Consider the following 24,459-nt stretch of genomic DNA (forward strand, 5'->3'; position numbering starts at 1 on the left):
GACCGGAGCGGCCCCGCAAGGCCCGTTCCGGGATGCCTCCCCGGGCGGCCCCCCAGGAAGGAAGCCCGATGCGCCGACGCAACCTGCTCGCCGCCCCGTTCCTCGCCACGCCACTCCTCGCCGCGCCGTTCCTGGCCCGCCCCGCCGGCGCCCAGCCGGCCGGAGTCGCGATGGAGGAGATGCTGGTCCCCGGCGGCGATCCCGGCGTCCAGCTCTACCTGCGCAACAAGCGTCCCGAATCCGGCGCCCCGGCCAGCCCGGCGCGGACCGTGCTCTGCGTCCACGGGGCCACCTACCCGGCCAGCACCACCTTCGACCTGCCGCTCGCGGGCGTGTCGTGGATGGACTACATGGCCGGCCGCGGCTTCGACGTCTGGTCGGTGGACCTGCGCGGCTACGGGCGTTCCACGCGCGACGACGCCATGTCCCGCCCGCCCGAGGGGGCGGCGCCGCTGACCACGGCGGCGCAGGCCGTGTCCGACGTCGCCGCCGCCGTGCGCCACATCCGGGAGAAGCGCGGCCTGCCCAGGCTGTCGCTGATCGGCTGGTCCTGGGGCACCACCCTGGTCGGCCGCTTCGCCACGGAGAATCCGGGCCAGGTCGAACGCGCGGTGCTCTACGCGCCCGTCTGGACGGGCGGCACCGCCGCCCTGGGCGAGGTCTCCGGCGCCTTCCGCAGCGTCACCCGCGCCCAGGCGCGGGAACGCTGGATGAACGGCGTGCCGCAGGACCGGCGCGCCAACCTGATCCCGCCGGGATGGTTCGAGCACTGGGCGGACGCCACCTTCGCCACCGATCCGGACGGGGCGCGGCAGGTGCCCTCCGTCCTCCGCGCCCCCAACGGCGTGCTGGTGGACCTGCGCGACTGGTCGCAGGGCAAGGCCGGCTACGACCCGGCGAAGCTGACGATGCCGACCCTGCTGGTGGTGGCCGAATGGGACCGCGACACGCCGCCCATCCGCGCCTTCGAGCTCTTTCCCCTGCTGACCGCGAGCCCGGGCAAGCGGCTGGTCGTGCTGGGGGAGGGGACCCATACCATGATGCTGGAGCGCAACCGCGGAGCCCTGTTCCAGGCCGTGCAAGTCTTCCTGGAAGAGTCCCCCGCCTGACGCCGCCCCGCTGACATGCCACGGGGGGTCCTCCCGCGGTGGCGGCTGCGGCTGGGCCGCGCCGTCCGCCAGCCCTGGTTCCGCGCGACGCTCTACTGTGCCGCCGGCGTGCTGACCGCCCTGGTGGCGGCGGTGGCGCAGCCGCACGTGCCGGAGGACTTCGCCTATGCCGTCGGCGCCGACGCGGCGGGCGCCATCCTCAACGTGCTCGCCTCCTCGATGCTGGCGGCGACCACCTTCTCGCTGACGGTGATGGTCACGGCGCTGGGCTCCGCCTCCGCCGTCACGCCGCGCGCCACGGAGCTGCTGGCGCAGGACCGGGTGGCGCAGTCGGCCCTGGCCACCTTCCTGGGCGCCTTCCTCTTCGCGGTGGTGGGCATCATCGCCCTCGCCACGGGCATCTACGGGCGCGGCGGGCGGGTCGTGCTGCTCGGCGCGACCGTCGCCGTCATCGTGCTGATCGTGGTCACGCTGCTGCGCTGGATGCAGCAGCTCACCCGGCTCGGCCGCGTCGGCGCCACGCTGCGCAGCGTGGAGGAGGCGGCGGTGAAGGCGATGCGGCTGCGGCGCGAGGCCCCGCTGATGGGCGGCGTCCCGCGCCTGCCGGGCGAGCGCGCGCCGTGCCCGGTCTTCCCGGCCACCATCGGCTATGTCCAGCACATCGACATGGCCTCCCTGGACGCGGCGCTGGGCGAGGGGGAGGAGCGCGTGCTGGACGTGGACGCGCTGCCGGGCGCCTTCGTCGACCCGTCCCGCCCGCTCTGCTGGGTGCCGGAGGGGCTGGACGAGGCCGCGGTCGGGCGGGTGCGCGACGCCTTCCTGGTCGGCGAGGCGCGGGAGTTCGACCACGATCCCCGCTTCGGCCTGGTCGTCCTGGCCGAGATCGCCTCGCGCGCCCTGCCGCCCACCGTCGCCGATTCCGGCACGGCGATCGCCGTGCTGGGCACGCAACTCCGCGTGCTGTGGGAATGGGCGCAGCCCCAGGAGGAGGGGGAGGCGGGGCAGCCGGCCGGGCATCCCCGGCTGCGCGTGCCGGCGCTCTCGCCGAAGGACATGCTCGACGATGCCTTCGCCCCGATCGCGCGCGACGGCGCCGGGCTGATCGAGGTCCAGCTTCGCCTGCAGAAGGCGCTGCACTCCCTGGCGGCGCTGGCCCCCGAGACCTTCGGCGAGGCGGCGCGGCACCAGGCGAGGCTGGCCCTGGACCATGCGGAGCAGGCGCTGGCCACGCCCGACGACCGCGAGCGGCTGCGGGCGGCCACGCTCTCCGCCTGACGGCGTCGCGCTCAGCTCTTCGGGAGCGAGGTGCCCGGGGCGGGCGAGGCGGGCTCCTGTCCCGGCCGCGATGCCGCGACCTGGCGGCCATCGCCGGTGAACGTCACCACCGTCACCATGCCGTTGCGGTCCGTCGCGCGGCAGGTGGCGTTGTGCCAGGTCCTGCCGTCCGCCGACATGCGGATCTCGCAGGTGCCGCGCACGTCCTTCGCCGCGCTGCGGCCGGCGATCGAGGTGTGCATGCGCGAGAGGAAGAGCGTGTACTCCTCGGGGCGCGGCTGGCGATCGCCGTCGCCCTGGAAGCCGATGGTCACGTCGCGCCCCGACTGTACCGACAGGAGGATGCTGTTGTTGGCGTTCTGGACGTAGACCAGCCCGCTGGTGCAGGGGCGCGACTGTCCGTCCACCGTCATCTGGCAGCGCCCGGGCGCGCCGATGACGAGGCGCGGCAGGGGCTGGCCCGGGGCGGGGGCGGTCGGGACCTGCGCGACGGCGGCGGTGGCGAGCGGGGCGATGACGAGGCCGGCGAGCGCGGCGGACAGGGCAGTGTGCATCCCGTTCCTCTCCTTCGGGCTTCGGTGTCGCGGGGCAGGCTAACGGAGAAAGCGGCAGGAATGAGACGGGGCCGCGTGACCGGACGCACAGTCGCGTGAGAGCGGGGGGCGGGGCGCGGCATCGCCCGCTTCCTTGAAACAGGCCGATCCGAGGCCAGGGCGGCACCGGTCCGGGCCTCGCGCCCGCCGCCGCGCGGCGCGGGACGGAAGCGCCGTTGCTGCGATGGGTCGGTATGGTAACCTGCGCCCGACGGCCGGGCCCGCCCCGACCCCCCGATGCCGCAGCCGGTCCGCGACCCGTCGCGCGTGGCGGGACGGTGGCCGGCCCGGAAGCCTCGGGGCCCTCCGCACCGCCCGTCCCGCCGCACCGTGCCACCCCGGCCGGATCGGCGCGGGCAGGGCCAGCACGCGAGGGACGCATGATCCACGACTACTGCATCATCGGCGGCGGCATCGTCGGCCTCGCCACGGCGCGCGAGCTGCTGCGGCGCGAGAGCGGCGCCAGCCTGATCCTGCTGGAGAAGGAGGAGGGGCTGGGCCGCCACCAGACGGGCCACAACAGCGGCGTGATCCATGCCGGCATCTACTATGCCCCCGGCAGCCTGAAGGCGGAGCTGTGCCGGCGCGGCGCCCAGGCGACGAAGGAGTTCTGCGAGAAGCACGACATCCGCTTCGAGGTCTGCGGCAAGCTGATCGTCGCCACCGACGCGCGGGAGATGCAGCGCACGGAGGCGCTCTACGAGCGCTCCGTCGCCAACGACGTGGAGGTCGAGCGGATCGACGCGGCGGAGCTGCGCCGGCGCGAGCCCAACATCACCGGCCTCGGCGCGCTCTTCGTGCCCTCCACCGGCATCGTCAGCTACCTGCAGATCTGCGAGGCCATGGGGCGCGAGATCCAGACGGCGGGCGGCGTCATCGCCCTGGGCACGGAGGTCACGGGCATCCGCGAGACGGCGGCCGAGGTCGAGGTGCAGGCCGGGGAGCGGCGTTGGACGGCGAAGCGGCTGATCGTCTGCGGCGGGCTGCAATCCGACCGGCTGGCACGGCTGGCGGGGCTGGAAATCCGCCACCAGATCATTCCCTTCCGCGGCGAGTACTACCGCCTGCCGCCCAGCCGCAACGACATCGTCTCCTCGCTGATCTACCCGGCGCCCGACCCGGACCTGCCCTTCCTCGGCGTCCACCTGACGCGGATGATCGACGGCAGCGTCACGGTCGGGCCCAACGCCGTGGTGGGCTTCGCGCGGGAGGGCTATCCGAAGGGCTCCGTCAACCTGCGCGACCTGTTCCAGTACGCGGCCTTCCCGGGCTTCTGGAAGACGGTTCTGAAGAACCGGAAATCCGCGGCGACGGAGCTGAGGAACTCCTTCTGGAAGCCGGGCTACCTGGAGGAGTGCCGCAAGTACTGCCCCAGCCTGACGCTCGCCGACCTGCTGCCGATGGAGGCGGGCATCCGGGCCCAGGCGGTGATGCGCGACGGCACCCTGGTCCACGACTTCCTGTTCGGCGAGACGGACCGGATGCTGCACGTCTACAACGCCCCGTCGCCCGCCGCGACCTCGGCCATCCCGATCGGCGAGATGATCGCCGACAAGTGCCGCCCGGGCAGGAACTGACCAGGGGCCGACCGAGCGCCGGAGGTCCCGCGAAACCTGTCGCATTTGTGTGCATCCGGCGCGGGAACGTCCATGCCGGACGGGTGTTCTGTCCGCGACGGGAGTTCAGCCAGGCCGGATCGGCCGGCCTTCCGCGACCGGGAGACGCAAGTCATGATCAGGAATCTTCTCGCGGCCGCCACCTTCGCGGCCGGCCTGGGCGTCGCCGCCCTTCCGGCCGGGGCGCAGACGCCCAGCCCCGCCGGCCAGCCCACGGCCGGTGGCCAGCCGGTCACGCCCATGCCCAGGCCGGGCCAGAACTCCGTGGTGACGCCGGATGCCTCCGCCAGCGTCCCGACGACCCGCAACACCACGGGCGCCACCCCCAGCGACACTAGCAACAGCGCCTCGGCGCGTGGCGGCTCCGGCACCGGCCCGGTCCCCGGGACCAACACCAACCGCTGAGGCGGGACGACCCGTGGCCGCTCCGGTGGCCGCGGGTCGCGGCGGCCCGGGCGGGCTGGCGGCCGGCGTTCAGGCCGGCACGGCCTCCCTGCCCGGTTGCGCCTCGCGCCACAGGCTCAGCCCGTTCTCCTGCGCCCAGTCGAGCAGCTCGAAGCGGCCATCGGCGTGTTCGACCAGGGCCGTGCAGGATTCCACCCAGTCGCCGTCGTTCATGTAGAGCACGCCGCCGACGTCGCGCATCTCCGCATGGTGGATGTGGCCGCAGACCACGCCGTCATAGCCGCCCCGCCGCGCCTCGGTGGCCAGCGCCACCTCGAAGCGGTCGATGGCCTTCACCGCCTCCTTCACCTGGCGCTTCAGCCATTGCGACAGCGACCAGTAGGGATAGCCGAGCCGCCGCCGGGCGAGGTTGAACCAGCGGTTCAGGTACAGCGCCGCCGTATAGGCGTTGTCCCCCAGCAGCGCGATGTAGCGGGCATAGCAGACGACGCTGTCGAACTCGTCGCCGTGCATCACCAGCAGGCGGCGGCCGTCCAGCGTGCGGTGTTCCGCCTGGCGCTCCAGGCGGATGCCCGCGACCTCCAGCCCCAGCCAGTCGCGGAAGATCTCGTCATGGTTGCCGGGGATGTAGGTGACCTGCGTGCCGTGCCGCGCCATGGAGAGCAGCCGGCGCAGCACCGCGTCGTGGTCGCCATCCCAGTACCAAGACTTGCGCAGCCGCCAGCCGTCGACGATGTCGCCGACGAGGTAGAGCTGCTCGCACTCCACCCGCGTCAGGAAGTCGGCCAGGAAGTCGGCACGGCAGTCCCGGGTGCCCAGGTGCACGTCGGAGATGAAGATGCTGCGGTAGCGGCGCCTCGGCTGGCTCTGCTGCATGCGGCCCTCGGTTCCGTTCGTCCCCGCGCTTACGCGAGGCGCGTGACCGCCGCGTGACGCGCCGGTGACGTCTGCGCGAGCGCCGCGGCAGCGGCCCGGTTGACCGGGGCGGGCGGGGCGCTACCCTCCCGCCCGGGACGCGCGCGGCCATCACCCGGCATTGCCTTCCCCGACCCGGAGACCGGGACCGGGCCGGAGGAGGCATGGCCCGAGCGGAGTCTTCCGATGCAGCGACGCACCTTCCTGGCGGCCACGGGCCTGATGGCGACGGGGGCTGCGGTGTCGGCACCGTCCGTCCTGCGGGCCGCTTCCGCCACCACCCTGCGCTTCACCCCGCAGCAGGACCTCGTCACGCTCGATCCGGTGACGACCAACGCCTATGTCACGCGCAACCACGGCACCATGGTCTTCGACACGCTCTACGGCATGGACGACCGCTACCAGGCCACGCCGCAGATGGTGGACGGGCATGTGGTGGAGCAGGACGGGACGCTCTGGACCCTGACGCTCCGCGACGGGCTGCGCTTCCACGACGGGGAGAGGGTGCTGGCGCGCGACTGCGTGGCGAGCATCCGGCGCTGGGCGAAGCGCGACCCCTTCGGCGGGACGCTGATGGCCACGACGGAGGAGCTGTCCGCCCCCGACGACCGGACCATCCGCTTCCGGCTGAAGCGTCCCTTCCCGCTGCTGCCGATCGCGCTGGGCAAGGCGTCCGTTCCGGTCTGCGCCATGATGCCGGAACGGCTGGCGGAGACCGATCCGTTCAAGCAGGTGCCGGAGATGATCGGCAGCGGCCCCTTCCGCTTCCTGGCCGACGAGCGCGTGCCCGGCGCGCGCAATGCCTATGCGAGGTTCGAGCACTATGTCCCGCGCAAGGACGGCAAGCTGACCTGGACCTCCGGCCCGAAGGTCGTCCACTACGACCGGGTCGAATGGACGACCATGCCGGACACCGGCACCGCCTCCAGCGCGCTCATCAACGGCGAGATGGACTGGCAGGAATACGCCTATCACGACCAGCTGGAGCTGCTGAAGCGGGCGCGCGGCGTCACCGTGCGCAACCTCGACCCCACGGGTTTCGTCAGCATGATGCGGCTGAACCACCTCCAGCCGCCCTTCAACAACCCGGCCATCCGCCAGGCGCTCTGGGGGGCTTTGGACCAGGCGGCCTTCATGCAGGGCATCGTGGGGACGGACCCCTCGCTGTACCACACGCCGCTCGGCTTCTTCTGCCCGGGCACGCCCATGGCCTCGACCGCCGGGCTCGGCGTGCTGGAGGGCGCGCGGGACCACGACAAGGTGCGCGCCGCCCTGAAGGCAGCCGGCTACAGGGGCGAGACGGTGCTGCTGATGGTGCCCTCCTCGACCGCCGCCGGGGTGTCGCTGGGCGCCGTCGCGGCGGACATGATGAAGAAGGCGGGGATGACCGTGGACATCTACGCCGTCGAGTTCAACGCCATGCTCCAGCGCCGCAACCGGCGTGGCCCGGTCTCCGAGGGCGGGTGGAGCGCCTTCGTCACCACCTGGGCCGGCACGGACTGGCTGAACCCCGCCGGCCACATCGCCCTGCGCGGCAACGGCGAATACCCGGGCTGGTCGGAGAGCCCGCGCATCGAATCCCTGCGCGACGCCTGGTTCGAGGCGCCGGACGAGGCGGCGCAGGCCGCGATCTGCCGCGACATCCAGATCGAGGCGATGGCGAACGTGCCCTACTACCCGCTCGGCCAGCACCTGCAGCCCACGGCCTACCGCAACGGCATCACCGGCGTGCTGGATGGCTATGCCGTGTTCTGGAACGTGCGCCCGGCCTGACGGCGGGGCCGCTACTCCCACAGCCCGCGCGCGGCGAGCCAGTCCTGGATCAGCCGCGCCACGGCGGCGTTGTTGCGCTCCATCATCAGCAGGTGGCTGTTCCCGCGCAGCCCACGCTCCGGCAGGGAGACGACGTCCACCGTGCCGCCGAGACCGCGCAGCTTCGCCGCGAGGTCGAGCCCCTGGCGCCGGATCGCGGACCAGCGCGCGTCGCCGTCGATGAAGTCGCCGTAGAGCAGCAGCACCGGCACGTCGCGCAGCGCGGCGAGGGGCGCGCCGGCCGCCTCGCCCAGCCCGGCCGGCTCGATCAGCACCAGCGCCTTCACGAGGCCCGGCTCCGCCCGCGCCGCCCGGTCCGCGAAGCCCGCGCCCTGGCTGTGCGCCATCACCACCGCCGGGCCCACCCGTTGCAGGAGCTGGCGATAGGCGGCCAGGGTGGCGGCGTTGGTCGTCGTCCAGCGCGGCACGAGCTGGCGGGTGAAGGCGTCGTAGGCCTCGGCCGGGAACTGCCCGCCGGCATGCTGGAGCCGCCCGTGGTAGGAGCCGCGCCCCGGCCCGATGCGGAACCGTTCCCAGGGGTTGTCCTTGGTCAGGAAGACGGGCTCGCCCGCCGTGATCTCCGGGAACATCGCCCAGCCGGCGCGGCCGCGCTCCACCGCGTCGGAGACGTAGACGGGCCAGCCCCGCCGCAGGAACCACTGCTGGAAGCCCTCGCGTCCGTCCGGCGTGCTTTCCCACACCACCCCCGTGGTGGCGCCGCCATGCCAGAGGAGGAGGGGGAAGCGGCCGCGCCGGGGCTCGGGGATGTGGTACTGCACGTACATCCCCTCGACCTGGTAGGTGCCGTTGGGATCGATGCGCAGCGGCGGCTGGCCGGGCTGGGCCGGCACCTCGCGCGCCGGGCGGCCGCTGACCGTCGCCTCCCGCCCGCCCAGGTGGAAGGAGCCCATGCCCGCCAGCACCAGCGGCGGCTCCGCGGCGGCGGCCGGGAGGGCGGCCAGGGAGGCCCCGGCCAGCGGGGTGGCGAGCAGGGCGCGACGCGACAGTCCCGATGGCAAGGCTGGCTCCCTCCGGTGCGGGAGGGAGCCTAGCGCCGCTTTGGCCCGGTCGCGAAGCCGTGATGAGCGGTGCCGGGCTACTCCGCCGGCGCCGGGCTGATCGGCCCGATAGGCGGATTGGCGGCGGGGATGCGCCGGCGGCGGGAGAGCCGCTCGCCCAGCGCCTCGAAGCCCAGGTAGAGGACGGGCGTCACGAACAGCGTCAGCGCTTGGCTGACCGCCAGCCCGCCCACCACGGCGAGGCCGAGCGGCTGGCGCAGCTCCGCCGCCGCGCCCCAGCCCGCGGCGATCGGCACGGCGCCGGCGGCGGCCGCCAGGGTGGTCATCAGGATCGGGCGGAAGCGCAGCACGGCCGCGTGGCGCACGGCGGTCAGCGCGTCCTCGCCCTCCCGCTGCCGGGCCAGCGCCACGTCCACCACCATGATCGCGTTCTTCTTCACCAGGCCGATCAGCAGCAGGATGCCGATCACCGCGATCACCGACAGGTCGAGGTGGAAGATCTTCAGCGTCAGCAGCGCGCCCAGCGTGGCGGCGGGCAGGCCGGAGAGGATGGTCAGCGGGTGGACCAGGCTCTCGTAGAGGACGCCGAGGACGAGGTACATCACCAGCACCGCCGCCAGCACCAGCATCCCCTGGCCGGCCAGCGCCTGCTGGAAGATCTGCGCTGTGCCGGAGAAGGCGCCGATCACCCCGGCCGGCGCGCCCAGCTCCTGCACCGTCCGCTCGATGGAGGCGGTGGCGTCGCCCAGCGACACGCCGGGGGCGAGGTTGAAGCCGATGGTCGCGGCCGGGAGCTGCCCCTGGTGCGCCACCGTCAGCGGCCCGGTGGAGCGGGTGACGCTGGCGAGTGCGCTGAGCGGCACGAGGCGGCCGGTGTTGGAGCGCAGGTAGAGCTTGGACAGGCCGGATTCGTCGCGCTGGTCCTCCGGCAGGGCCTCGACGATCACCGGATAGGCATTGGCCTCGGCATAGATCGTGGCGATCTGGCGCGAGCCGAAGGCGGAGTAGAGCGCCTGCCGCACCTGGTCCACGGAGACGCCCAGCGCCGCGGCGCGGTTGCGGTCCACCTGCACCTGCACCACCGGCGCGTCGAGCTGGAGGTCGGTGTTCACGTCCTGGAGCAGGTGGTCCTGCCGCAGCCGGGCGGCGACGCGCTGGGCGAAGTCGTAGAGCGGCCCCGTCTCCAGCCCCTGGAGGGTGTAGATGTAGAGCGTCCGCGCCTGCCGCGCGCCGAAGGACAGGTTCTGGATCGGCTGGAGGAAGACCTGGAGGCCCGGCACGCGGGAGACCTCGCGGCGGAGCTGCTGCACCACCTCGCCGATCGGCGGCCGCTGGTCGCGCGGCTTCAGCTCCACGAACATGCGCCCCTGGTTGATCGAGAGGCTGTTCCCGACCGCGCCGACGTTGGAGGCGACGGTGACGACGTAGGGGTTGCGCTGGATGATCTGCGCCGCCTGGCCCTGGAGCTCCAGCATGGCGTCGAAGGAGGCGTCGCGCGGCCCCTCGGTCGAGACGTTGAGCAGCCCCGTATCCTCGATGGGGAAGAAGCCCTTGGGGATGGTCACCGCCAGCCAGCCGGCGAGCGCGACGGAGCCCAGGAAGCCGAGCCAGACCACGGAGCGCCAGCGCAGCGCGATGTCCAGCGCCCAGGCATAGCCCCGCTCGACCGCCTTGAAGCCGCGCTCCAGCACCGCGTCCACCCGGTTGGGCTTCGGGTGCGCCGGCAGGTAGGCGGCCATCAGCGGCGTGAGGGTGAGGGAGACGACGCAGGAGACCAGCACCGCGAGGCTGACGGTGGCGGCGAAGGCGTTGAACACGCGCCCCACCACGCCGCCCATCAGCAGGATCGGCAGGAAGACGGCGCAGAGCGAGAGGGTGATGGAGATGATGGTGAAGCCGATCTCGCGCGAGCCCTTCAGCGCCGCCTCCAGCGGCGGCACCCCCTCCTCGATGTGGCGCGCCACCACCTCCAGCATGACGATGGCGTCGTCCACGACGAGGCCGACGGCGAGCGTCAGCGCCAGCAGCGTCACGTTGTCGATGCCGTAGCCCAGCACGTACATCAGCCCGAAGGTGCCGGCGAGCGAGATGGGCACCGCCACCATCGGGATCAGCGTCGCCATCAGCCGGCGCAGGAACAGCCAGACCACCAGCACCACCAGGGCGATGGCGATCACCAGGCTCTCCTGCACGTCGTGCACGGCGGCGCGGATGGAGGTGGAGCGGTCCAGCGCGACGCCCAGATGGGTGCCCGGCGGCAGCGCGGCGCGCAGGCCGGGGAGGGCGGCGACGACGCCGTCCACCACCTCCACCGTGTTGGCGTCCGGCTGGCGCTGCACGGCGAGCGTCAGGCCGCGCACCCCGTTGCGGTAGGAGGCGACGCGGTCGTTCTGCACCCCGTCCGCCACGTCGGCGAGGTCGGTCAGCCGCACCGGCGCGCCGCCGCGCCCGGCCACCACCAGCTCGCCGAACTCCGCCGCGTCCGCCGGCTGGTCGTTGGAACGCAGGACGAGCTGCTGCCGCTCGCCCGAGAGGGTGCCGACGGGGGTGTTGGAGCTGGCGGAGGCGATGGCGCCGCTGACCTGGTCCAGCGTCAGCCCCATCGAGGCGAGGCGGTCGGGCCGCATCCGCACCCGGACGGAGTAGAGCTGCTCGCCATAGGTCACGACCTGCGCCACGCCGTTCACCCGCGACAGCGCCGGGGCGATCAGCGTCGAGGCGATGTCGTTCAGCCGGTAGAGCGGCACGTCGCCGCCCGAGAGGGTGAGCAGCAGGACGGGCGCGTCGGCCGGGTTGGACTTCCGGTAGGAGGGCGGCTGCGTCATCTCCGTCGGCAGGCGCCGCTGCGCGCGCGTCAGCGCCGCCTGCACGTCCTGCGCCGCCGCGTCGATGTTGCGGCCGAGCACGAACTGCAGGGTGATCTGCGTCGTGCCCTGGCCGCTGGTCGAGGAGATCTGGTCGATCCCGGTGATGGTGGAGAATTCCCGCTCCATCGGCAGGGCGACGGAGGTCGCCATGGTCTCCGGGCTGGCGCCGGGAAGCTGGGCGCTGACGGTGATGACGGGGAAGTCCACCCGCGGCACCGCGGCCACGGGCATGGCGAGGTAGCCCAGGATGCCGGCGATCACCGCCGCGACCGCCAGCAGCCCGGTCATCACCGGGCGGCGGATGAAGGGGGCGGAGAGGTTCATCGCGCGGCGGCCTGGGCCTGCGGGCCTTCGCCGGGCGGGCTGCCGCGGCCGGGCCGGGCGGCGGGCTCGGTGCGCAGGGCGACGCGGGCGCCGTCCTGGAGCCGCTGGGCGCCCTCCGTCACCACCAGCTCGCCATCGGCCAGCTCGCCCTGCACCACCGCCCGGCCGGCGGCGTAGCGCACCACCTGCACCGGCACGCGGCGGGCGGTGCCGGTGCGGCGGCCGGCCTCGCCCGGCGGCGCCCCGGATGCCGCCCCGCCGGGGGCCGGCGCGGCGCCCTGGCCGGCGGCCTCGGGGCGGACGGCGTAGAGGAAGCGGCCCTGCTGCCCCGTCTGCACCGCCGCCACCGGCACGGACAGCGCCTGCGGCTCGGTGCGCGGCACCAGCGTCACCTCCAGGTACTGGCCTGGCCAGAAGCGGGAATCCGGGTTGGCGATGCGGCCCTTGAGGCGGATCGTGCCCGTCGCCGTGTCCACCGCGCTGTCGATGAAGACCAGCTCCCCCTGGGCCGGCGGCAGGGCGTCATCCGGGGCATGCGCCAGCACGGCCGGGGTCTCGCCCCTTCCCTGGGCGGCGCGCAGCTCGCCCAGCCAGCGTTCCGGCACGGCGAAGGTGACGAGGATCGGGTCGGTCTGGGTGATGGTGGCCAGCACCGCTCCCTCGGAGGCGCGGACGAAGTTGCCCGCCTTGACCGGCAGGGCGCCCAGCCGGCCATCGGCCTCGGCCCGGATGGTGGCGTAGTCCACGGCCAGGCGGGTCTGCTCCACCGCCGCCTCGCCGGCCTTCACGATGGCGGCCTGGGAGAGGGCGTCCGCCTGGGCCTGCTCGGCGCGCTGGGCGGAGGCGAAGGCGTCGGAGCGCAGGCTCGCATAGCGCTGGGCATCCGACTGGGCGCGGGCGAGCAGGGCGCGGTCGCGCTGCAGGTTGGCCTGCTGCTGTTCCAGCAGCGCCTGGGCCGTGCGGCTGTCCAGAGTGAAGAGGAGCTGGCCCTTCCGGACCACCTGCCCCTCCTGGACGTGGACCTGCTGCACCTGCCCGTCCACCCGGGCGCGGACGGAGATGACGGACGGCGCCTCGGCATTGCCGTTGGTGGTCACCTCCACGGGCATCGGCCCGACCGTGGCGGGGGCGGCGCTGACCGCGACGGGCGGGGAGGCGGGGCGTTCCTGGGCGTGCGGCGCAGCGGGGAGGAGGAGGGCCAGGGCCGCGGCCGCAAGCCGGACAGCGCTGCGGCGCAGCACGGAATGACGCGGCTCGGCCCCGGACAGGAGCGGCCGAAGGGGCGCAATCGAAGGAGGCATGTTTCTCCGCTGGCCGGATCCAGGCCCTGATCGTGAGCTGATATGGCACGGATCGCGCGACGTTGACGGGGGTCGGGAGGGCCGACACTCTTTGTCACCGCAGGCGGGGGGAAAGCAGCATGACGGGGTGGAAAGGTGGGCGGTTGCCCGGCCGCGCCCGCCCCGATGGTCCGCGCCCCGGGGTGCCCGGCGACGCGGCCCGGCGCCCCGGCCGGACCGGTGGCGGCGGTTGCAGGGGGACGCGGCCGCGCGCCGCGGCGCCGCCGGGATGCGCGCCGGGCCCCGCCACGACCAGTGAACGGCAGGAACAAGGGACAAGGGACCATGGCGGGACGTCTGGCCGGCAAGCGTGCCTTCCTCACGGCGGCGGGGCAGGGGATCGGGCGCGCCACCGCGCTCGCCTTCCTCGCCGAGGGGGCGGAGGTGATCGCGACGGATCGCGACGCGGACAAGCTCGCGGGGCTGGAGGGGGCACGGACCCTCGCCCTCGACGTGCTGGACGACGCGGCGGTGAAGGACGCCATCGGCGGCGCCGGGCCGCTGGACATCCTGTTCAACGGCGCGGGCTTCGTGCACCAGAACACGGCGCTGACCTGCACCGACCAGGAATGGGACTTCGCCTTCGCGCTAAACGTGCGCGCCATGTGGAAGACCATCGCCGCCGCCCTTCCGGGCATGCAGGCCCAGGGCCGCGGGGCGATCGTGAACATCGCCTCCATCGCCTCCGCGCTGAAGGCGGCGCCGGACCGCTTCGTCTACGGCACCACCAAGGCGGCGGTGCAGGGCCTCACCCGCTCGGTCGCCATCGACAACGTGGGCAAGGGCATCCGCTGCAACTGCATCTGCCCCGGCACGGTGGACACGCCCAGCCTGGGCGAGCGCATCGCCGCCAATGCCTCGGCCGCCGGCTCGGTCGAGGCGGCCCGCGCCGCCTTCGTCGCCCGCCAGGCGATGGGCCGGCTGGGCAATGCGGAGGAGATCGCGGCGCTGGCCGTCTGGCTCGCCTCGGACGAAAGCGCCTTCGTCACCGGGCAGTCCATCGTCATCGACGGCGGTTGGACGGTATAGCCTCCGCCGGCGCCCGTCCCAGCGCGCCTCCCATCTCGCCGGCCCCCCGCCACCGGGCGGGGCAGGCCGGTGCTCAACGCCAGGGGAACACTGTCATGAAGCTGCTGCGATACGGCCCGGACGGGGCCGAGAAGCCGGGCCTGCTCGATGCGTCGGGCACGATCCGCGACCTGTCGGGGGTGATCCCCGACCTTGCCGGCGCGGCGCTGTCGCCCGAGGGGCTGGCGAAGCTCGCCGGGCTCGACACCGCCACCCTGCCGGAGGTCGCCGCCGGCACCCGGCTGGGCCCGCCCGTCGCGGGGATGAAGAACTTCGTCTGCATCGGCCTGAACTATGCCGACCATGCCGCCGAGACGGGCGCGCCGATCCCCAAGGAGCCGATCATCTTCCTCAAGTCCCTCGGCGCGCTGAGCGGCCCGGATGACGACGTCGTCATCCCGAAGGGCAGCGTGAAGACCGACTGGGAGGTCGAGCTGGCCATCATCATCGGCACCAAGGCCAAGAACGTGTCCGAGGCGCAGGCGCTGGACCACGTCGCGGGCTATGCCGTCTGCAACGACGTCTCCGAGCGCGAGTGGCAGATCGAGCGCGGCGGCACCTGGGACAAGGGCAAGGGCTGCGACACCTTCGGCCCGCTCGGCCCCTGGCTGGTGACGAAGGACGAGGTGCCCGACCCGCAGAACCTGGGCCTGTGGCTGGAGGTCGACGGCAAGCGCTACCAGGACGGCTCCACCCGCACGATGATCTTCGGGGTGCAGAAGGTCGTCTCCTACGTCTCGCAGTTCATCACCCTGCACCCGGGCGACGTGATCAGCACCGGCACCCCGCCGGGCGTCGGGCTGGGGCTGAAGCCGCCCACCTTCCTCAAGGCCGGGCAGACCATCCGCCTGGGCATCGAGGGGCTGGGCGAGCAGACCCAGCGCACGGTGGCCTCCGAGGGCTGACGCCCGGCCCCGGCGGGCGCGCCCGCCGGGGCCTGCAAGGCTGCAACCCCGCGGCCCTGGCAAGGCCGCGGCTTCCACTCATTCGGGTGGAGCCTCCCCCGTCCCGGCACCGCTAGGAAGCCTCGTGACGCGCGCCCCGACCACTGATGCGGGGGGCAGCAAGGGGCCGAGGGATCACGCCATGTCCGCCACCGTCCACGCCGAAGCCGCGCCCGGATTGGGCGACACCAGCCTGACCTATGCCGTGGGCCGTGTGATCCTCGGGGCGCTCTACGCGCTGGGGGCGCTGGGCCACATCCCGGAATGGGAGCCGACGGTGGAGGCGATGACGATGCTCGGCGTCCCCCATGCCGAGCCGATGCTGGTGATCGCCACGCTGGGCCAGGCGCTGGGGGGGCTCGGGCTGATGCTGGGCCTGTACACGCGGGTCGCCGCGCTGGGCCTCGTCGCCTTCACCGTCATCGTCACCTATGTCTTCCACGCCTACTGGGCCCTGCCCGGCGAGGCGGCGGTGCGCGAGTTCCACGCCTTCATGGCCAATGTCGGCCTGGTCGGCGGGCTGCTGATGGCGGCGGGCCAGGGCGGCGGCCGGTGGTCGATCGACGGCCGGGCGCGCGACTGACAGGGGCAACGGCCATGGAACGGGCGGTGACGCTGGTCATGGAATTCCCCTCGCGCGGTCCGGCGGCGGGGGCGGTGGACGACGTCCTGCGGAAGATGGCGGAGGAGCTGCCGCGGATTCCCGGCCTGTGCTGGAAGATCTGGACCGAGGATGCGGAGCAGGGCCTGGCCGGCGGCATCTACCGCTTCGCCGATCGCCGTTCCGCCGAGGCCTATCGCGACCGGCAGGCCGCCCGGCTGGCGGCCATCGGCGTCATGCCGGTGCGGGTGCGCCTGACCGCCGCGCACTGACCGGGTCCCCCGGCGCCCCGGTTCTCGCTGTCCCGCGCGGGGCGGCTATCCGCCTGCCCCGGCCCGCCGCACCCCATCCGCCAGCAGGGTGAAGCCCGCCACCGCCGCGACGATGGCGAGGCCGGGCCAGAGCGCCACCCAGGGCGCCGACAGCACCAGGTCCTGGGCATTGGCCAGCATGTTGCCCCAGGAGGGGACGGGCGGCTGGATGCCCAGGCCGAGGAAGGAGAGGGTGCTTTCCGCCAGGATCGCCCCCGCCGCCGAGAGCGCGGCCGCCACCGAGACGGGCGCGGCGAGGCTGGGCAGGACGTGGCGCGCCAGCACCCGCGCCTCGCTGGCGCCCAGGGCGCGGGCCGCCCGCACCCAGTCCCGCGCCAGGACGGAGAGCGCCGCCGCCCGCGCCAGCCGCGCGACGCCGACCCAGCCGAAGGCGGCCAGGATGGCGACGATGCGGATCACGTCCGATGTCGCCTCGCCGCGCGGCAGGCCGATGACGGAGGTGTCCGCCGCCGCCAGCAGCACCAGCAGCGGCAGCGCCGGCAGGGCCAGCAGCCCGTCGGCCAGGCGCATCAGCAGCGCCTCCACCCAGCCGCCCTTCCAGGCCGCCAGCACGCCGACCGCCGTGCCCAGCGCCGTGGCGACCAGGGCGGTGGCGAGCCCCACCGCCAGCGACACCCGCGCGCCCGCGAGCAGCCGCGCCAGCACGTCGCGGCCCAGCTCGTCCCGCCCCAGCGGGTGCGCGGCGGAGGCGGGGGCGAAGCGCTCCAGCAGGTCGGGCATCTCCGCCTCCAGACCGTGCGCCGTGGCCAGGGCGGGGCCGAGGACGGCCGCCAGGGTCAGCAGCCCGAGCAGCCCCAGCCCGAGCCAGAGGCGCAGCGGCCAGGCCCGGCGCGTGGCCGGGGGCGGGGCACCGGTCCGGGCCGGCGCCGCCCCGCCACCGGGGGCCGCTGCCGCCTCATCGCCTCCCGTCACCGCGCGCCCCTCACCGCAGCTTCGGGTCCAGCGCCCGCTGTGCCAGATCCGCCGCAAGCGTCGCCAGCATCGTCACCAGCGCCACCAGCAGCAGCGCCAGCAGGGCGAGGTTGTAGTCGTTGCCCATCACCGCGTCGTAGAGCAGCTTGCCCATCCCCGGCCGGGCGAAGACCGTCTCCGTCACCAGCGCGCCCGAGACCAGCGCGCCGGCATCGATCGCCGCCACCGCCAGTACGGGCACCGCCGCCTGGGGGAAGGCGTGCAGCCAGGCCACCCGCGCCTCGCCCGCGCCCCGCGCCCGGGCGGCGGTGACGAAGGGCTGGCGCAGCGCCTCGCCCATCCCCGCCGCCGTGTGCCGCGCATAGGCGGCGAGGTTGTGCAGCGCCAGCGTCGCCACCGGCAGCACCAGGAAGCGCGCCTCCTCCGGCCAGCCCGTATCGGCGGACCCGCCCGCCGGCAGCCAGCCCAGCGTCACGGCGAAGAGCAGGATCAGCAGGATGCCCAGCCAGAAGGCCGGCGCCGCCTGTCCCAGCACCGTCGCCGCATCCACCGCCCAGGCGAGTCGCGGCCGCAGCGCCGCCAGCATCCCCATCGCCACCCCCAGCCCCACGGCCAGCGCCAGCGACACCCCCAGCAGCACCAGGGTGGAGCCCAGCGCCGGCCAGAGCACCGCCGCCGCCGGGCGGGCATAGAGGCGCGAGAAGCCGAACTCGCCGTGCAGCACCCCGCCCGCCCAGGCGAGCCAGCGCAGCAGCAGCGGCTGGTCCAGCCCGTGCAGCGCCCGCAGCCGCGCCACGTCCTCGGCCGTCAGGCGCGGGTCCATGATGATGGCGAGCGAGGCCGGGTCGCCGGGCATCAGCCCGATCGCGAACCAGGCGGCCAGCGAGAGGAGGATCAGCGTCACCGCGATCTGCGGCAGGCGCCAGCCGATCAGGCCCAGCATGGCGCCGTGCCCGTGGCCCCCAGGGGGCGCCGCCCCCTGGACCCCCGCCGGGGGCACGGGCTGCCCCCGGACCCCGCCGGGAGTCCGCCATCGGTGGGCGGCGGCGCCGTGACGGCGCGGGCTTGGAGGCTGGCCAGGATAGCGGAACAGCCGCAAGTGCCCGCGCTACCGTCGCCGGGGAGCCGGGCTCCCCGGCGCGCCCCCGGCACCACGCGCATGTGCAAGGGGGTCCAGGGGCTCTGCTCCCGGCAGAGTGGGGGTATCGGGGGAGAGGCGGAGCCTTTCCCCCGGGCCACGGGCGCCATCCCTACCGGACCTTCCACTCCGTCACCCAGAGCGAGGAGAAGTTCAGGTGCCCGGTCGGCCGCACGCCGTCGAGCCATTGCGGCCAGACATGCGCGTCGGCGCGGTGCCAGAGCGGCAGGGCGGGGAGCTGCTCGGCGGTGATGGCCTGGAGCCTCGCCCAGAGGGGCCGGCGCTTCGCAGGGTCCAGCTCCTCGGGCAGCGCCTCGATCAGCGCATCCATCTCCGCGTTGCGGAAGCCGGGGTAGTTCTGGCCCGACCAGTTGCGCTCGGCGGTCGGGATCTCCGAGGAGTGCAGCGTGCTGCGCGGCACGTTCTCCGGGCTGCTGACCCAGGCGAAGAGGGCGCCGCCGGTGAAGCGGCGCTGCGACAGCGTTTCCGCGAAGAGGACGCGCGGCGGCTCGTTGCGGATGCGCGCCTCCACGCCGATGGCGCGCCACATGCCCTGGATCACCTGCTGCACCTGCTCGCGGGCGCGGTTGCCGGCGGTGGTCATGAACTCGAAGGACAGTCGCTCGCCCGCCGCGTTCCGGCGGATGCCGCCCTCGCCGGGTTTCCAGCCGGCCTCCTCCAGCAGGGCCTGGGCGCGGGCGGGGTCGAAGGGCCAGCGGCGGACCTCGGGGTCGGACATCGGGTCGTCCGGGTGGATGCCGGTGGCGGCGACCGGCTGACGGCCGCCGTAGAGGCTCTGCACGATGCGGCCGCGGTCCATGCCCAGCAGCAGCGCCTGCCGCACCCGGACATCCGCCAGGACCGGGTTGTCCAGGTTGAGGTCGATGTGCTCCCAGACCAGGCCCGGCTTGTACTCGAAGCGGAAGCGGCTGCCGGTGCGGCGTTCCAGCGCGATCGCCTGGTCCAGCGGCAGGCCCAGCTCGCCCGCGACCATGTCCACCTGCCCGGCGAGGAGCTGCGCCTCCAGCGCGGCGGTGTTCTCCACGGCACGGATGATGATTCGCTGGAAGGCGGGGGCGGGGCCCGTCCAGCCCGGGTTGCGCTCCAGCGCGATGCTGGCGCCGGGCTGCACGCCGGCGACGCGGTAGGGGCCGCTCCACAGGCCCGGGTTGGCGCTCTCCGTGTCGTAGCCGGTGCGGGAGCGGTAGCCGCGCTTGTCCGCCTCCCAGCGCGGGCGTTCGAGGCGGGCGGGCAGGGGAACGAAGTTGCCGGCGGAAGCGTAGTCGAAGGTGACCTTGTCGAAGCGCAGGGTCACGCTGCGCGGGTCGTCGGAGAGGAACTCGTAGGCGGAGCGATAGAACTCCGCGCCGCCGAAGCCCGTCTCGAAGGCGCGGCCGGCCTCCCAGGCGAAGCGCAGGTCCTCCGCGGTGACGGGCGTGCCGTCGCCCCAGCGCAGCCCCTCGCGCAGGCGCCAGGTGACGCGCAGCCCGGGCTTGCCGTCCGGCGTCGTCTCCCGCACCGCCTGCCCGTTCTCCAACGAGGGCAGGGTGTCGCAGCCCAGGCATTGCAGCGTCCAGTCGGGGCCGTAGGCGGTGAGCGGCAGGTGGGTGAAGCCCAGCGTGTAGGACTTCGCCACCATGGATTCGATGTTGGGGTGCAGCGTCGAGGGGAACTGGGTGATCCCGATGGTGAGCTGCTCGCGGGCGGGTGGCGGGGGTTGTGCCGTGACGGGCGAAGCGATTGCTGAGATAGCAACTGCCGCCATGAAGCGATGCGTGAAGCGCGTCGGCCAGCGAGCCTGAAGCAGGACTGGAAATGGCAGCATTCCCGCAAGTTCGGACACTCCGAACCGTCGCACAAGGCCCGGGGCTGTCTGGGCGCGGCTGGATATTCTACCCAAAGTGGTATTCACTGCCGGAAAGCGCACTAGCGTCTAAATTTTTTTACTAAGATTCTATCCGTCATGGCGAGCGAAGAACAGGATGGCGTTCATGCTCATGGAAGTCTTGGCTGCCGCTCTGCAGCCGCCGCTGAACCTCCTGTTTACGTGCGCCATCCTCGCCTTGGCCATGCTGGCCATCGCCGGCGTGTTCCTGTCTGTGCGCCCCCTCAACCGTCTGACAGTGATCGCACCGGGAATGCTGACCGCCCTGGGCGTCCTGGGCACGTTCTTCGGCATCCTTGTCGGCCTTCTCCGTTTCAATGTCGCGGACCTCAACGCGAGCGTTCCGCTCTTGCTGGACGGGATGAAGACGGCCTTCGTGACAAGCGTTATCGGAACGGGATCAGGTCTTCTGGTCAAACTGATCTCGATCGTGGTGGGCGAGCGTGGACCGATGACGGAGGATGGTGGTGCTGAGGCCGTCATCGCCCTTTTAGGAACCATTAGCGACGAGGCGAAACAAACCAGGCGCGATATGGTGGCGGGGCTTGATCGTGTCCGGGGCAGTTTAGTCGGTGACGGCGATTCGAGTCTCGTAACGCAGGTACAAAAGCTTCGCAACGAACTTGTGGACGAATTGCGCTCGACTCGTAAGGCCGGTCAGGACGCGGCAGCCGCAGCCGAACGCACAGGCGGCGAACTGCGCTATGAGATCGAGAGACAATTTGCGGAAAGCCGGCGGACGGCCGACGAGTCTGCCCTGGCATTGGTGAGGGAGGTGAGGGGTATTGCCGCTACATTGTCCGAGGGCGTCACTGCCGGGCTGGTGAAGGCATTGGAAGGATTGATCCGTTATTTCAACAGCAAACTGAGCGAGCAGTTCGGTGAGAACTTCAAGCAGTTGAATGCCGCCGTCGGGCGCCTTTTGGACTGGCAAGAGGCATACCGGACGCAAATGGAGGCGAACGCCGCGGCCCTGCGGGAGGGAGAGGCTGGCATTCGGGCCGCGCGGGCAGGCATCGAGGCGATCGCTGCGAGCAGCGGTCATCTCGTTCAGTTTGCTGCCTCGATGGAAGCGACTTTGACAGCGTCCGCACGGCTACGTGACGATCTGGAACGTCGTCTCGCTGCCTTTCGGGACATGGCCGAGAAGGCGCAGAACGCATTCCCGACGATTCAGGCCAAACTGTTGGAGATGACCGAAGCGTTCGCAGCAGATGTCCGCACTGCAATGGCGGAGAGCCGCCGGGCAGTGGATGAGTTCCGCGAGGCAACCCGCGCACACGGCGTCGCCCTGGTTGAGCACGCTGACGGGTTTGTCCTGGCCGTTGGGGGTGCCGCGTCGAGGACCACGACCGCACTGGAAAGGTCCGCGCAGTCCGTCGAGTCCGTCGCGGTCTCGGTAAAGACCGGGGCCGAGGCCGCTCAGACTACGCAGGAGAAAAGTTTGGAAGCTCTCCGACAAGGCTTCGAACGTCTTCGCGAGGACGCGTCTACCTCTGGTGAGCATGTCCGCAAGGCAATCGACGACCTGGGTGTCAGCTTGCAGGAGCGGTTGCGGGTAGCGAATGAAGCAAGCTTGGCGCAGCTCACGAGCACGGTAAATGCTGTGGCCAAACAGCTTCAGACCACGACCGAACGAGAATTCAGCAAAATTGCAGATGGCCTGGGACAGCAGATCCGTTGGGTAGATACGGAGATCAACAAGAAATTCCAGGATGTCGTCGAAGATTTCGGAAAATCACTGGTGTCCATCACCAGTCATTTTGCCAGTGACTACAGACCCTTGGCTGACCGCCTTCGGGAGATACTCCTCATTGTGGAACGCAGTCAGAATTTCCGTGGCGAGCGACCGTCCTTTGAGCATGAGGGGCGCCGATGACACCCGCACTAATGCGGCGAAAGGTCACGCCAGAAGAGGGTGAGCAGTGGCTCTCCGTGGCGGACCTGATGTCAGGTCTGATGATCATTTTCCTGTTCCTGGCCGTGAGTTATCTTCGACCGCTCGTGGACCGCAATGCAGACCTAGAGGAGGCGCGCGAGCGCGTTCGGCAGATCGTCGTGGCATTTACAGAGGACGAAGGACGCCTTGCCGATGAATTGGAACAGAGCATCGGCTCCGATCTTCCTCGATGGGGAGGCGAACTGGATCGCGCGCGCCTTGCGGTGCGGTTTCGCGCGCCTGACCTACTCTTCGAGCAGGGGCAGGCGAGGTTGCGCCCCGAATTCCGCCGAGTGCTGGAAGAGTTTCTGCCTCGGTATCTGGCGGTGTTGTCGCGTAACAGCACCAGTATAGAAGAGGTGCGCATTGAGGGACATACCTCCTCGGAATGGAACGGTGCGACGAGCCCGACCGACGCCTTCTTCCGCAACATGGCGTTGTCGCAGGACCGTACTCGTTCAGTACTGGAAGTTGTGCTGACGGCGAGGGCTCTTGAGAGTTATCGTGACTGGGCAAGGTCCACAGTGACTGCGAACGGACTTGCCTCGGCTCGCCCGATTGCGCGGCTGAATGCCGAGGAGGATACCGAACGGTCCCGCCGGGTCGAATTTCGAGTGGTGACACGTGCCAGGGAGAAAGTTCTGCGCGTGCTGGACGCTGTCCGATGAACGACGTCATGTCATGGCTGGCAGAACTGGATCGTTTGCGCGTCCGGATGGGAGCTCCGCAAGCGTCCTGGGACTGGAAAGTGCGCGACCGGTTGCCGGTCGAGCCTCCTCGCCCGATCTTCGAGAAAGAAGTCAGCCTTGAAGATCTCAAAGTTGGGGAAGCCGGAACTCTTACTGCTGAGGGTGTGCGGGTCTTCCTGTACATCATGGAACCCAGTCGTGCCTTCGAATCCCTCGCTTCTGCGGGTGGTCCGGACAATCTCCTGCCGCGCTTCCATGTTGCTTGGTGTCGCAAGCTGGATGAAATGAAGCGCAGCGGACGATTTGAACGGTACGTTGCTACGGATGAGGCTGAAAAGTCGTTCAAAATGGTCGTGAGGACGGAAAGTGGTGATTTGGAGTCTGGAAGAGCCGATTTGCATGTCTGTAGGCTTTGCCTGAGTTTCCTTAATTGGCGGGACTATCGTCGGTGCGATGCCGAGGCGCGGAATGAGCGAGTTAGGAACTTTTCGCGCCGCGAATTTCTGGAAACTCATTCGACCCACTTCGAACATGTTCCGTCACGAACCGATGAGACCGCTCGTCATTTCGGTTACACTGCGGATTGGAACAGGGTTTCGAAGGAGTACCGGAAATTCCAGAACTGGCGGTGTGAGAGATGTGGCGTGGACTGCACGGAGAATCAGGGGCTCCTCGATACGCATCACCGCGACGGCGTGGTCAGTAACAATGCATGGAGCAACCTGCGTGCCCTATGCAAATCGTGCCACGTCGAAGAACACCCACGCTGGTACCGCATTTCTGATGCGCAAAGGAAGGCCATAGAGACCCTCCGCAAAAGCAGATCACGCGGCTGAAGTCTGGTCCATCATTCGACTTCCGGCCTCACCCCGCCGTCTTCGCCTTCATCAGCGCCTTCGCTTCCTCGGCGCTGCCGACCCCGCCATGGCTCTTGGACCACATCACCGGGTCCTCCAGGAACTTGCGCACCTCGCGCAGCGCGCTCTCCTCGAAATAGGGCTGCTCGCGGCACGCCTCCAGCACGTCCCACCAGGTGCAGAGGTGGTGCAGGGTGAGGTTCATCTCCTTCATCGTCTGGAAGGCGCCGGGGAACACGCCGTAAAAGAAGATGACGAAGGTATGGTCGCAGATCGCGCCCGCGTCGCGCAGCGCCTGGGCGAAGGCGATCTTGGAGCCGCCGTCGGTGGTCAGGTCCTCCACCAGGAGGGTGCGCTTGCCCTCGGGCACGTCGCCCTCGATCTGGGCGTTGCGGCCGAAGCCCTTGGGCTTCTTCCGGACATAGGCCATCGGCGCCATCATCCGGTCGGCGATCCAGGCGGCGTAGGGGATGCCGGCGGTTTCGCCGCCCGCCACGGCCTCGATGGTCTCGTAGCCGATGTGGCGGCCGATCTTCTCCACCGCCAGCTCGCAGATCTTCGCCCGCGCCCGGGGGAAGTAGATGATCCGGCGGACGTCGATGTAGACGGGGGACTTCCAGCCGGAGGTGAAGGTGTAGGGCTCCTCCGGCCGGAAGTTGACCGCCTTGATCTCCAGCAGGATCCGCGCGGTGGTGAGGGCCGCGTCGCGGTCCCAGTCGGAAACTCGTGGTTCGGGGGCGTGTCGGGCAGTCATGCGGGTCGAGGCTCCTTCGGGTGTCAGGGTTACGGCAGAACGGCGTCGGGCGGAACCGCCCGCGT

21 protein-coding genes are annotated in these 24,459 nt (G+C 71.5%); 12 read left to right on the forward strand and 9 right to left on the reverse strand.

The window, feature by feature from the left end:
- Positions 1 to 68 precede the first annotated feature (68 nt).
- Both LPC08_RS22595 and LPC08_RS22600 read left to right on the forward strand, forming a co-directional pair.
- The gene (locus tag LPC08_RS22595) at positions 69 to 1,109 is read left to right on the forward strand and encodes an alpha/beta hydrolase (RefSeq protein WP_230450470.1); all 1,041 of its coding nucleotides are present in this window, start codon (positions 69 to 71) and stop codon (positions 1,107 to 1,109) included.
- Between the two features lie 15 nt (positions 1,110 to 1,124).
- A complete protein-coding gene (locus tag LPC08_RS22600; RefSeq protein WP_230450471.1) occupies positions 1,125 to 2,384 on the forward strand; it encodes a DUF2254 domain-containing protein in 1,260 nt (419 codons plus the stop codon).
- A gap of 11 nt (positions 2,385 to 2,395) precedes the next feature.
- Here the strand turns inward: LPC08_RS22600 and LPC08_RS22605 are convergent, their stop codons facing one another.
- Entirely contained in the window at positions 2,396 to 2,938 is a 543-nt protein-coding gene (locus LPC08_RS22605) for a hypothetical protein (RefSeq protein WP_230450472.1), read from the reverse strand.
- Between the two features lie 419 nt (positions 2,939 to 3,357).
- On the opposite strand from LPC08_RS22605, the gene lhgD reads away from it, so the two are divergent.
- On the forward strand, positions 3,358 to 4,554 hold the full coding sequence (lhgD, locus tag LPC08_RS22610; protein WP_230450473.1) for an L-2-hydroxyglutarate dehydrogenase: 1,197 nt from the start codon (positions 3,358 to 3,360) through the stop codon (positions 4,552 to 4,554).
- 153 nt (positions 4,555 to 4,707) lie between these two features.
- Complete coding sequence (locus LPC08_RS22615; RefSeq protein WP_230450474.1) at positions 4,708 to 4,998, forward strand: hypothetical protein; 291 nt, start codon at positions 4,708 to 4,710, stop codon at positions 4,996 to 4,998.
- Between the two features lie 69 nt (positions 4,999 to 5,067).
- On the opposite strand, the gene LPC08_RS22620 is transcribed toward LPC08_RS22615, so the two are convergent.
- Entirely contained in the window at positions 5,068 to 5,874 is an 807-nt protein-coding gene (locus LPC08_RS22620; RefSeq protein WP_230450475.1) for a UDP-2,3-diacylglucosamine diphosphatase, read from the reverse strand.
- A 225-nt stretch (positions 5,875 to 6,099) separates the two neighbouring features.
- Between LPC08_RS22620 and LPC08_RS22625 the strand changes: the two genes are divergently transcribed.
- A complete protein-coding gene (locus LPC08_RS22625) occupies positions 6,100 to 7,686 on the forward strand; it encodes an ABC transporter substrate-binding protein (RefSeq protein WP_230450476.1) in 1,587 nt (528 codons plus the stop codon).
- An 11-nt stretch (positions 7,687 to 7,697) separates the two neighbouring features.
- On the opposite strand, the gene LPC08_RS22630 is transcribed toward LPC08_RS22625, so the two are convergent.
- From LPC08_RS22630 to LPC08_RS22640, 3 genes are all read right to left on the reverse strand, one after another.
- The gene (locus LPC08_RS22630) at positions 7,698 to 8,744 is read right to left on the reverse strand and encodes an alpha/beta hydrolase (RefSeq protein WP_230450477.1); all 1,047 of its coding nucleotides are present in this window, start codon (positions 8,742 to 8,744) and stop codon (positions 7,698 to 7,700) included.
- A gap of 77 nt (positions 8,745 to 8,821) precedes the next feature.
- The gene (locus tag LPC08_RS22635) at positions 8,822 to 11,935 is read right to left on the reverse strand and encodes an efflux RND transporter permease subunit (RefSeq protein WP_230450478.1); all 3,114 of its coding nucleotides are present in this window, start codon (positions 11,933 to 11,935) and stop codon (positions 8,822 to 8,824) included.
- Positions 11,932 to 13,236: an efflux RND transporter periplasmic adaptor subunit gene (locus LPC08_RS22640; protein ID WP_230450479.1), complete on the reverse strand. Its 1,305-nt coding sequence runs from the start codon at positions 13,234 to 13,236 to the stop codon at positions 11,932 to 11,934. Before LPC08_RS22640 ends, LPC08_RS22635 begins: the two co-directional genes overlap by 4 nt.
- A gap of 324 nt (positions 13,237 to 13,560) precedes the next feature.
- Between LPC08_RS22640 and LPC08_RS22645 the strand changes: the two genes are divergently transcribed.
- The 4 genes from LPC08_RS22645 (at position 13,561) to LPC08_RS22660 (ending at position 16,160) form a co-directional block, all read left to right on the forward strand.
- The gene (locus LPC08_RS22645) at positions 13,561 to 14,304 is read left to right on the forward strand and encodes an SDR family oxidoreductase (RefSeq protein WP_230450480.1); all 744 of its coding nucleotides are present in this window, start codon (positions 13,561 to 13,563) and stop codon (positions 14,302 to 14,304) included.
- Positions 14,305 to 14,399: 95 nt separating this feature from the next.
- Positions 14,400 to 15,248, forward strand: a complete 849-nt coding sequence (locus LPC08_RS22650; protein WP_230450481.1) for a fumarylacetoacetate hydrolase family protein — start codon at positions 14,400 to 14,402, stop codon at positions 15,246 to 15,248.
- Between the two features lie 181 nt (positions 15,249 to 15,429).
- A complete protein-coding gene (locus LPC08_RS22655) occupies positions 15,430 to 15,870 on the forward strand; it encodes a DoxX family protein (RefSeq protein ID WP_230450482.1) in 441 nt (146 codons plus the stop codon).
- 14 nt (positions 15,871 to 15,884) lie between these two features.
- Entirely contained in the window at positions 15,885 to 16,160 is a 276-nt protein-coding gene (locus LPC08_RS22660) for a YdhR family protein (protein WP_230450483.1), read from the forward strand.
- Between the two features lie 45 nt (positions 16,161 to 16,205).
- Here the strand turns inward: LPC08_RS22660 and LPC08_RS22665 are convergent, their stop codons facing one another.
- The 3 genes from LPC08_RS22665 to LPC08_RS22675 all read right to left on the reverse strand — a co-directional run bounded on the left by LPC08_RS22665 (position 16,206) and on the right by LPC08_RS22675 (position 20,035).
- On the reverse strand, positions 16,206 to 17,132 hold the full coding sequence (locus tag LPC08_RS22665; RefSeq protein WP_230450484.1) for an ABC transporter permease: 927 nt from the start codon (positions 17,130 to 17,132) through the stop codon (positions 16,206 to 16,208).
- Positions 17,133 to 17,142: 10 nt separating this feature from the next.
- Complete coding sequence (locus LPC08_RS22670) at positions 17,143 to 18,075, reverse strand: ABC transporter permease (protein WP_230450485.1); 933 nt, start codon at positions 18,073 to 18,075, stop codon at positions 17,143 to 17,145.
- 307 nt (positions 18,076 to 18,382) lie between these two features.
- On the reverse strand, positions 18,383 to 20,035 hold the full coding sequence (locus tag LPC08_RS22675; RefSeq protein ID WP_230450486.1) for a peptide ABC transporter substrate-binding protein: 1,653 nt from the start codon (positions 20,033 to 20,035) through the stop codon (positions 18,383 to 18,385).
- A 217-nt stretch (positions 20,036 to 20,252) separates the two neighbouring features.
- On the opposite strand from LPC08_RS22675, the gene LPC08_RS22680 reads away from it, so the two are divergent.
- From LPC08_RS22680 to LPC08_RS22690, 3 genes are read left to right on the forward strand one after another with little or no spacing between them, the layout of a single operon-like run.
- A complete protein-coding gene (locus LPC08_RS22680; RefSeq protein WP_230450487.1) occupies positions 20,253 to 22,034 on the forward strand; it encodes a hypothetical protein in 1,782 nt (593 codons plus the stop codon).
- Positions 22,035 to 22,045: 11 nt separating this feature from the next.
- Complete coding sequence (locus LPC08_RS22685) at positions 22,046 to 22,762, forward strand: OmpA/MotB family protein (protein WP_230450488.1); 717 nt, start codon at positions 22,046 to 22,048, stop codon at positions 22,760 to 22,762.
- Complete coding sequence (locus LPC08_RS22690) at positions 22,759 to 23,619, forward strand: HNH endonuclease signature motif containing protein (RefSeq protein WP_230450489.1); 861 nt, start codon at positions 22,759 to 22,761, stop codon at positions 23,617 to 23,619. Before LPC08_RS22685 ends, LPC08_RS22690 begins: the two co-directional genes overlap by 4 nt.
- 28 nt (positions 23,620 to 23,647) lie before the next feature.
- Here LPC08_RS22690 and LPC08_RS22695 read toward each other — a convergent pair whose 3' ends face one another.
- Positions 23,648 to 24,394, reverse strand: a complete 747-nt coding sequence (locus LPC08_RS22695) for an orotate phosphoribosyltransferase (RefSeq protein WP_230450490.1) — start codon at positions 24,392 to 24,394, stop codon at positions 23,648 to 23,650.
- Between the last annotated feature and the right edge of the window lie 65 nt (positions 24,395 to 24,459).

Source organism: Roseomonas sp. OT10, from assembly GCF_020991085.1.
Taxonomy (GTDB): domain Bacteria; phylum Pseudomonadota; class Alphaproteobacteria; order Acetobacterales; family Acetobacteraceae; genus Roseomonas; species Roseomonas cutis.

Excerpts from the sequence above, each read along its gene's own strand:
- LPC08_RS22595 (WP_230450470.1), top strand. The coding sequence starts at position 69 with ATGCGCCGACGCAACCTGCTCGCCGCCCCGTTCCTCGCCACGCCACTC.
- LPC08_RS22600 (WP_230450471.1), top strand. The coding sequence starts at position 1,125 with ATGCCACGGGGGGTCCTCCCGCGGTGGCGGCTGCGGCTGGGCCGCGCC.
- LPC08_RS22605 (WP_230450472.1), bottom strand. The coding sequence starts at position 2,938 with ATGCACACTGCCCTGTCCGCCGCGCTCGCCGGCCTCGTCATCGCCCCG.
- lhgD (WP_230450473.1), top strand. The coding sequence starts at position 3,358 with ATGATCCACGACTACTGCATCATCGGCGGCGGCATCGTCGGCCTCGCC.
- LPC08_RS22615 (WP_230450474.1), top strand. The coding sequence starts at position 4,708 with ATGATCAGGAATCTTCTCGCGGCCGCCACCTTCGCGGCCGGCCTGGGC.
- LPC08_RS22620 (WP_230450475.1), bottom strand. The coding sequence starts at position 5,874 with ATGCAGCAGAGCCAGCCGAGGCGCCGCTACCGCAGCATCTTCATCTCC.
- LPC08_RS22625 (WP_230450476.1), top strand. The coding sequence starts at position 6,100 with ATGCAGCGACGCACCTTCCTGGCGGCCACGGGCCTGATGGCGACGGGG.
- LPC08_RS22635 (WP_230450478.1), bottom strand. The coding sequence starts at position 11,935 with ATGAACCTCTCCGCCCCCTTCATCCGCCGCCCGGTGATGACCGGGCTG.
- LPC08_RS22640 (WP_230450479.1), bottom strand. The coding sequence starts at position 13,236 with ATGCCTCCTTCGATTGCGCCCCTTCGGCCGCTCCTGTCCGGGGCCGAG.
- LPC08_RS22645 (WP_230450480.1), top strand. The coding sequence starts at position 13,561 with ATGGCGGGACGTCTGGCCGGCAAGCGTGCCTTCCTCACGGCGGCGGGG.
- LPC08_RS22650 (WP_230450481.1), top strand. The coding sequence starts at position 14,400 with ATGAAGCTGCTGCGATACGGCCCGGACGGGGCCGAGAAGCCGGGCCTG.
- LPC08_RS22655 (WP_230450482.1), top strand. The coding sequence starts at position 15,430 with ATGTCCGCCACCGTCCACGCCGAAGCCGCGCCCGGATTGGGCGACACC.
- LPC08_RS22660 (WP_230450483.1), top strand. The coding sequence starts at position 15,885 with ATGGAACGGGCGGTGACGCTGGTCATGGAATTCCCCTCGCGCGGTCCG.
- LPC08_RS22670 (WP_230450485.1), bottom strand. The coding sequence starts at position 18,075 with ATGCTGGGCCTGATCGGCTGGCGCCTGCCGCAGATCGCGGTGACGCTG.
- LPC08_RS22675 (WP_230450486.1), bottom strand. The coding sequence starts at position 20,035 with ATGGCGGCAGTTGCTATCTCAGCAATCGCTTCGCCCGTCACGGCACAA.
- LPC08_RS22680 (WP_230450487.1), top strand. The coding sequence starts at position 20,253 with ATGGCGTTCATGCTCATGGAAGTCTTGGCTGCCGCTCTGCAGCCGCCG.
- LPC08_RS22685 (WP_230450488.1), top strand. The coding sequence starts at position 22,046 with ATGCGGCGAAAGGTCACGCCAGAAGAGGGTGAGCAGTGGCTCTCCGTG.
- LPC08_RS22690 (WP_230450489.1), top strand. The coding sequence starts at position 22,759 with ATGAACGACGTCATGTCATGGCTGGCAGAACTGGATCGTTTGCGCGTC.
- LPC08_RS22695 (WP_230450490.1), bottom strand. The coding sequence starts at position 24,394 with ATGACTGCCCGACACGCCCCCGAACCACGAGTTTCCGACTGGGACCGC.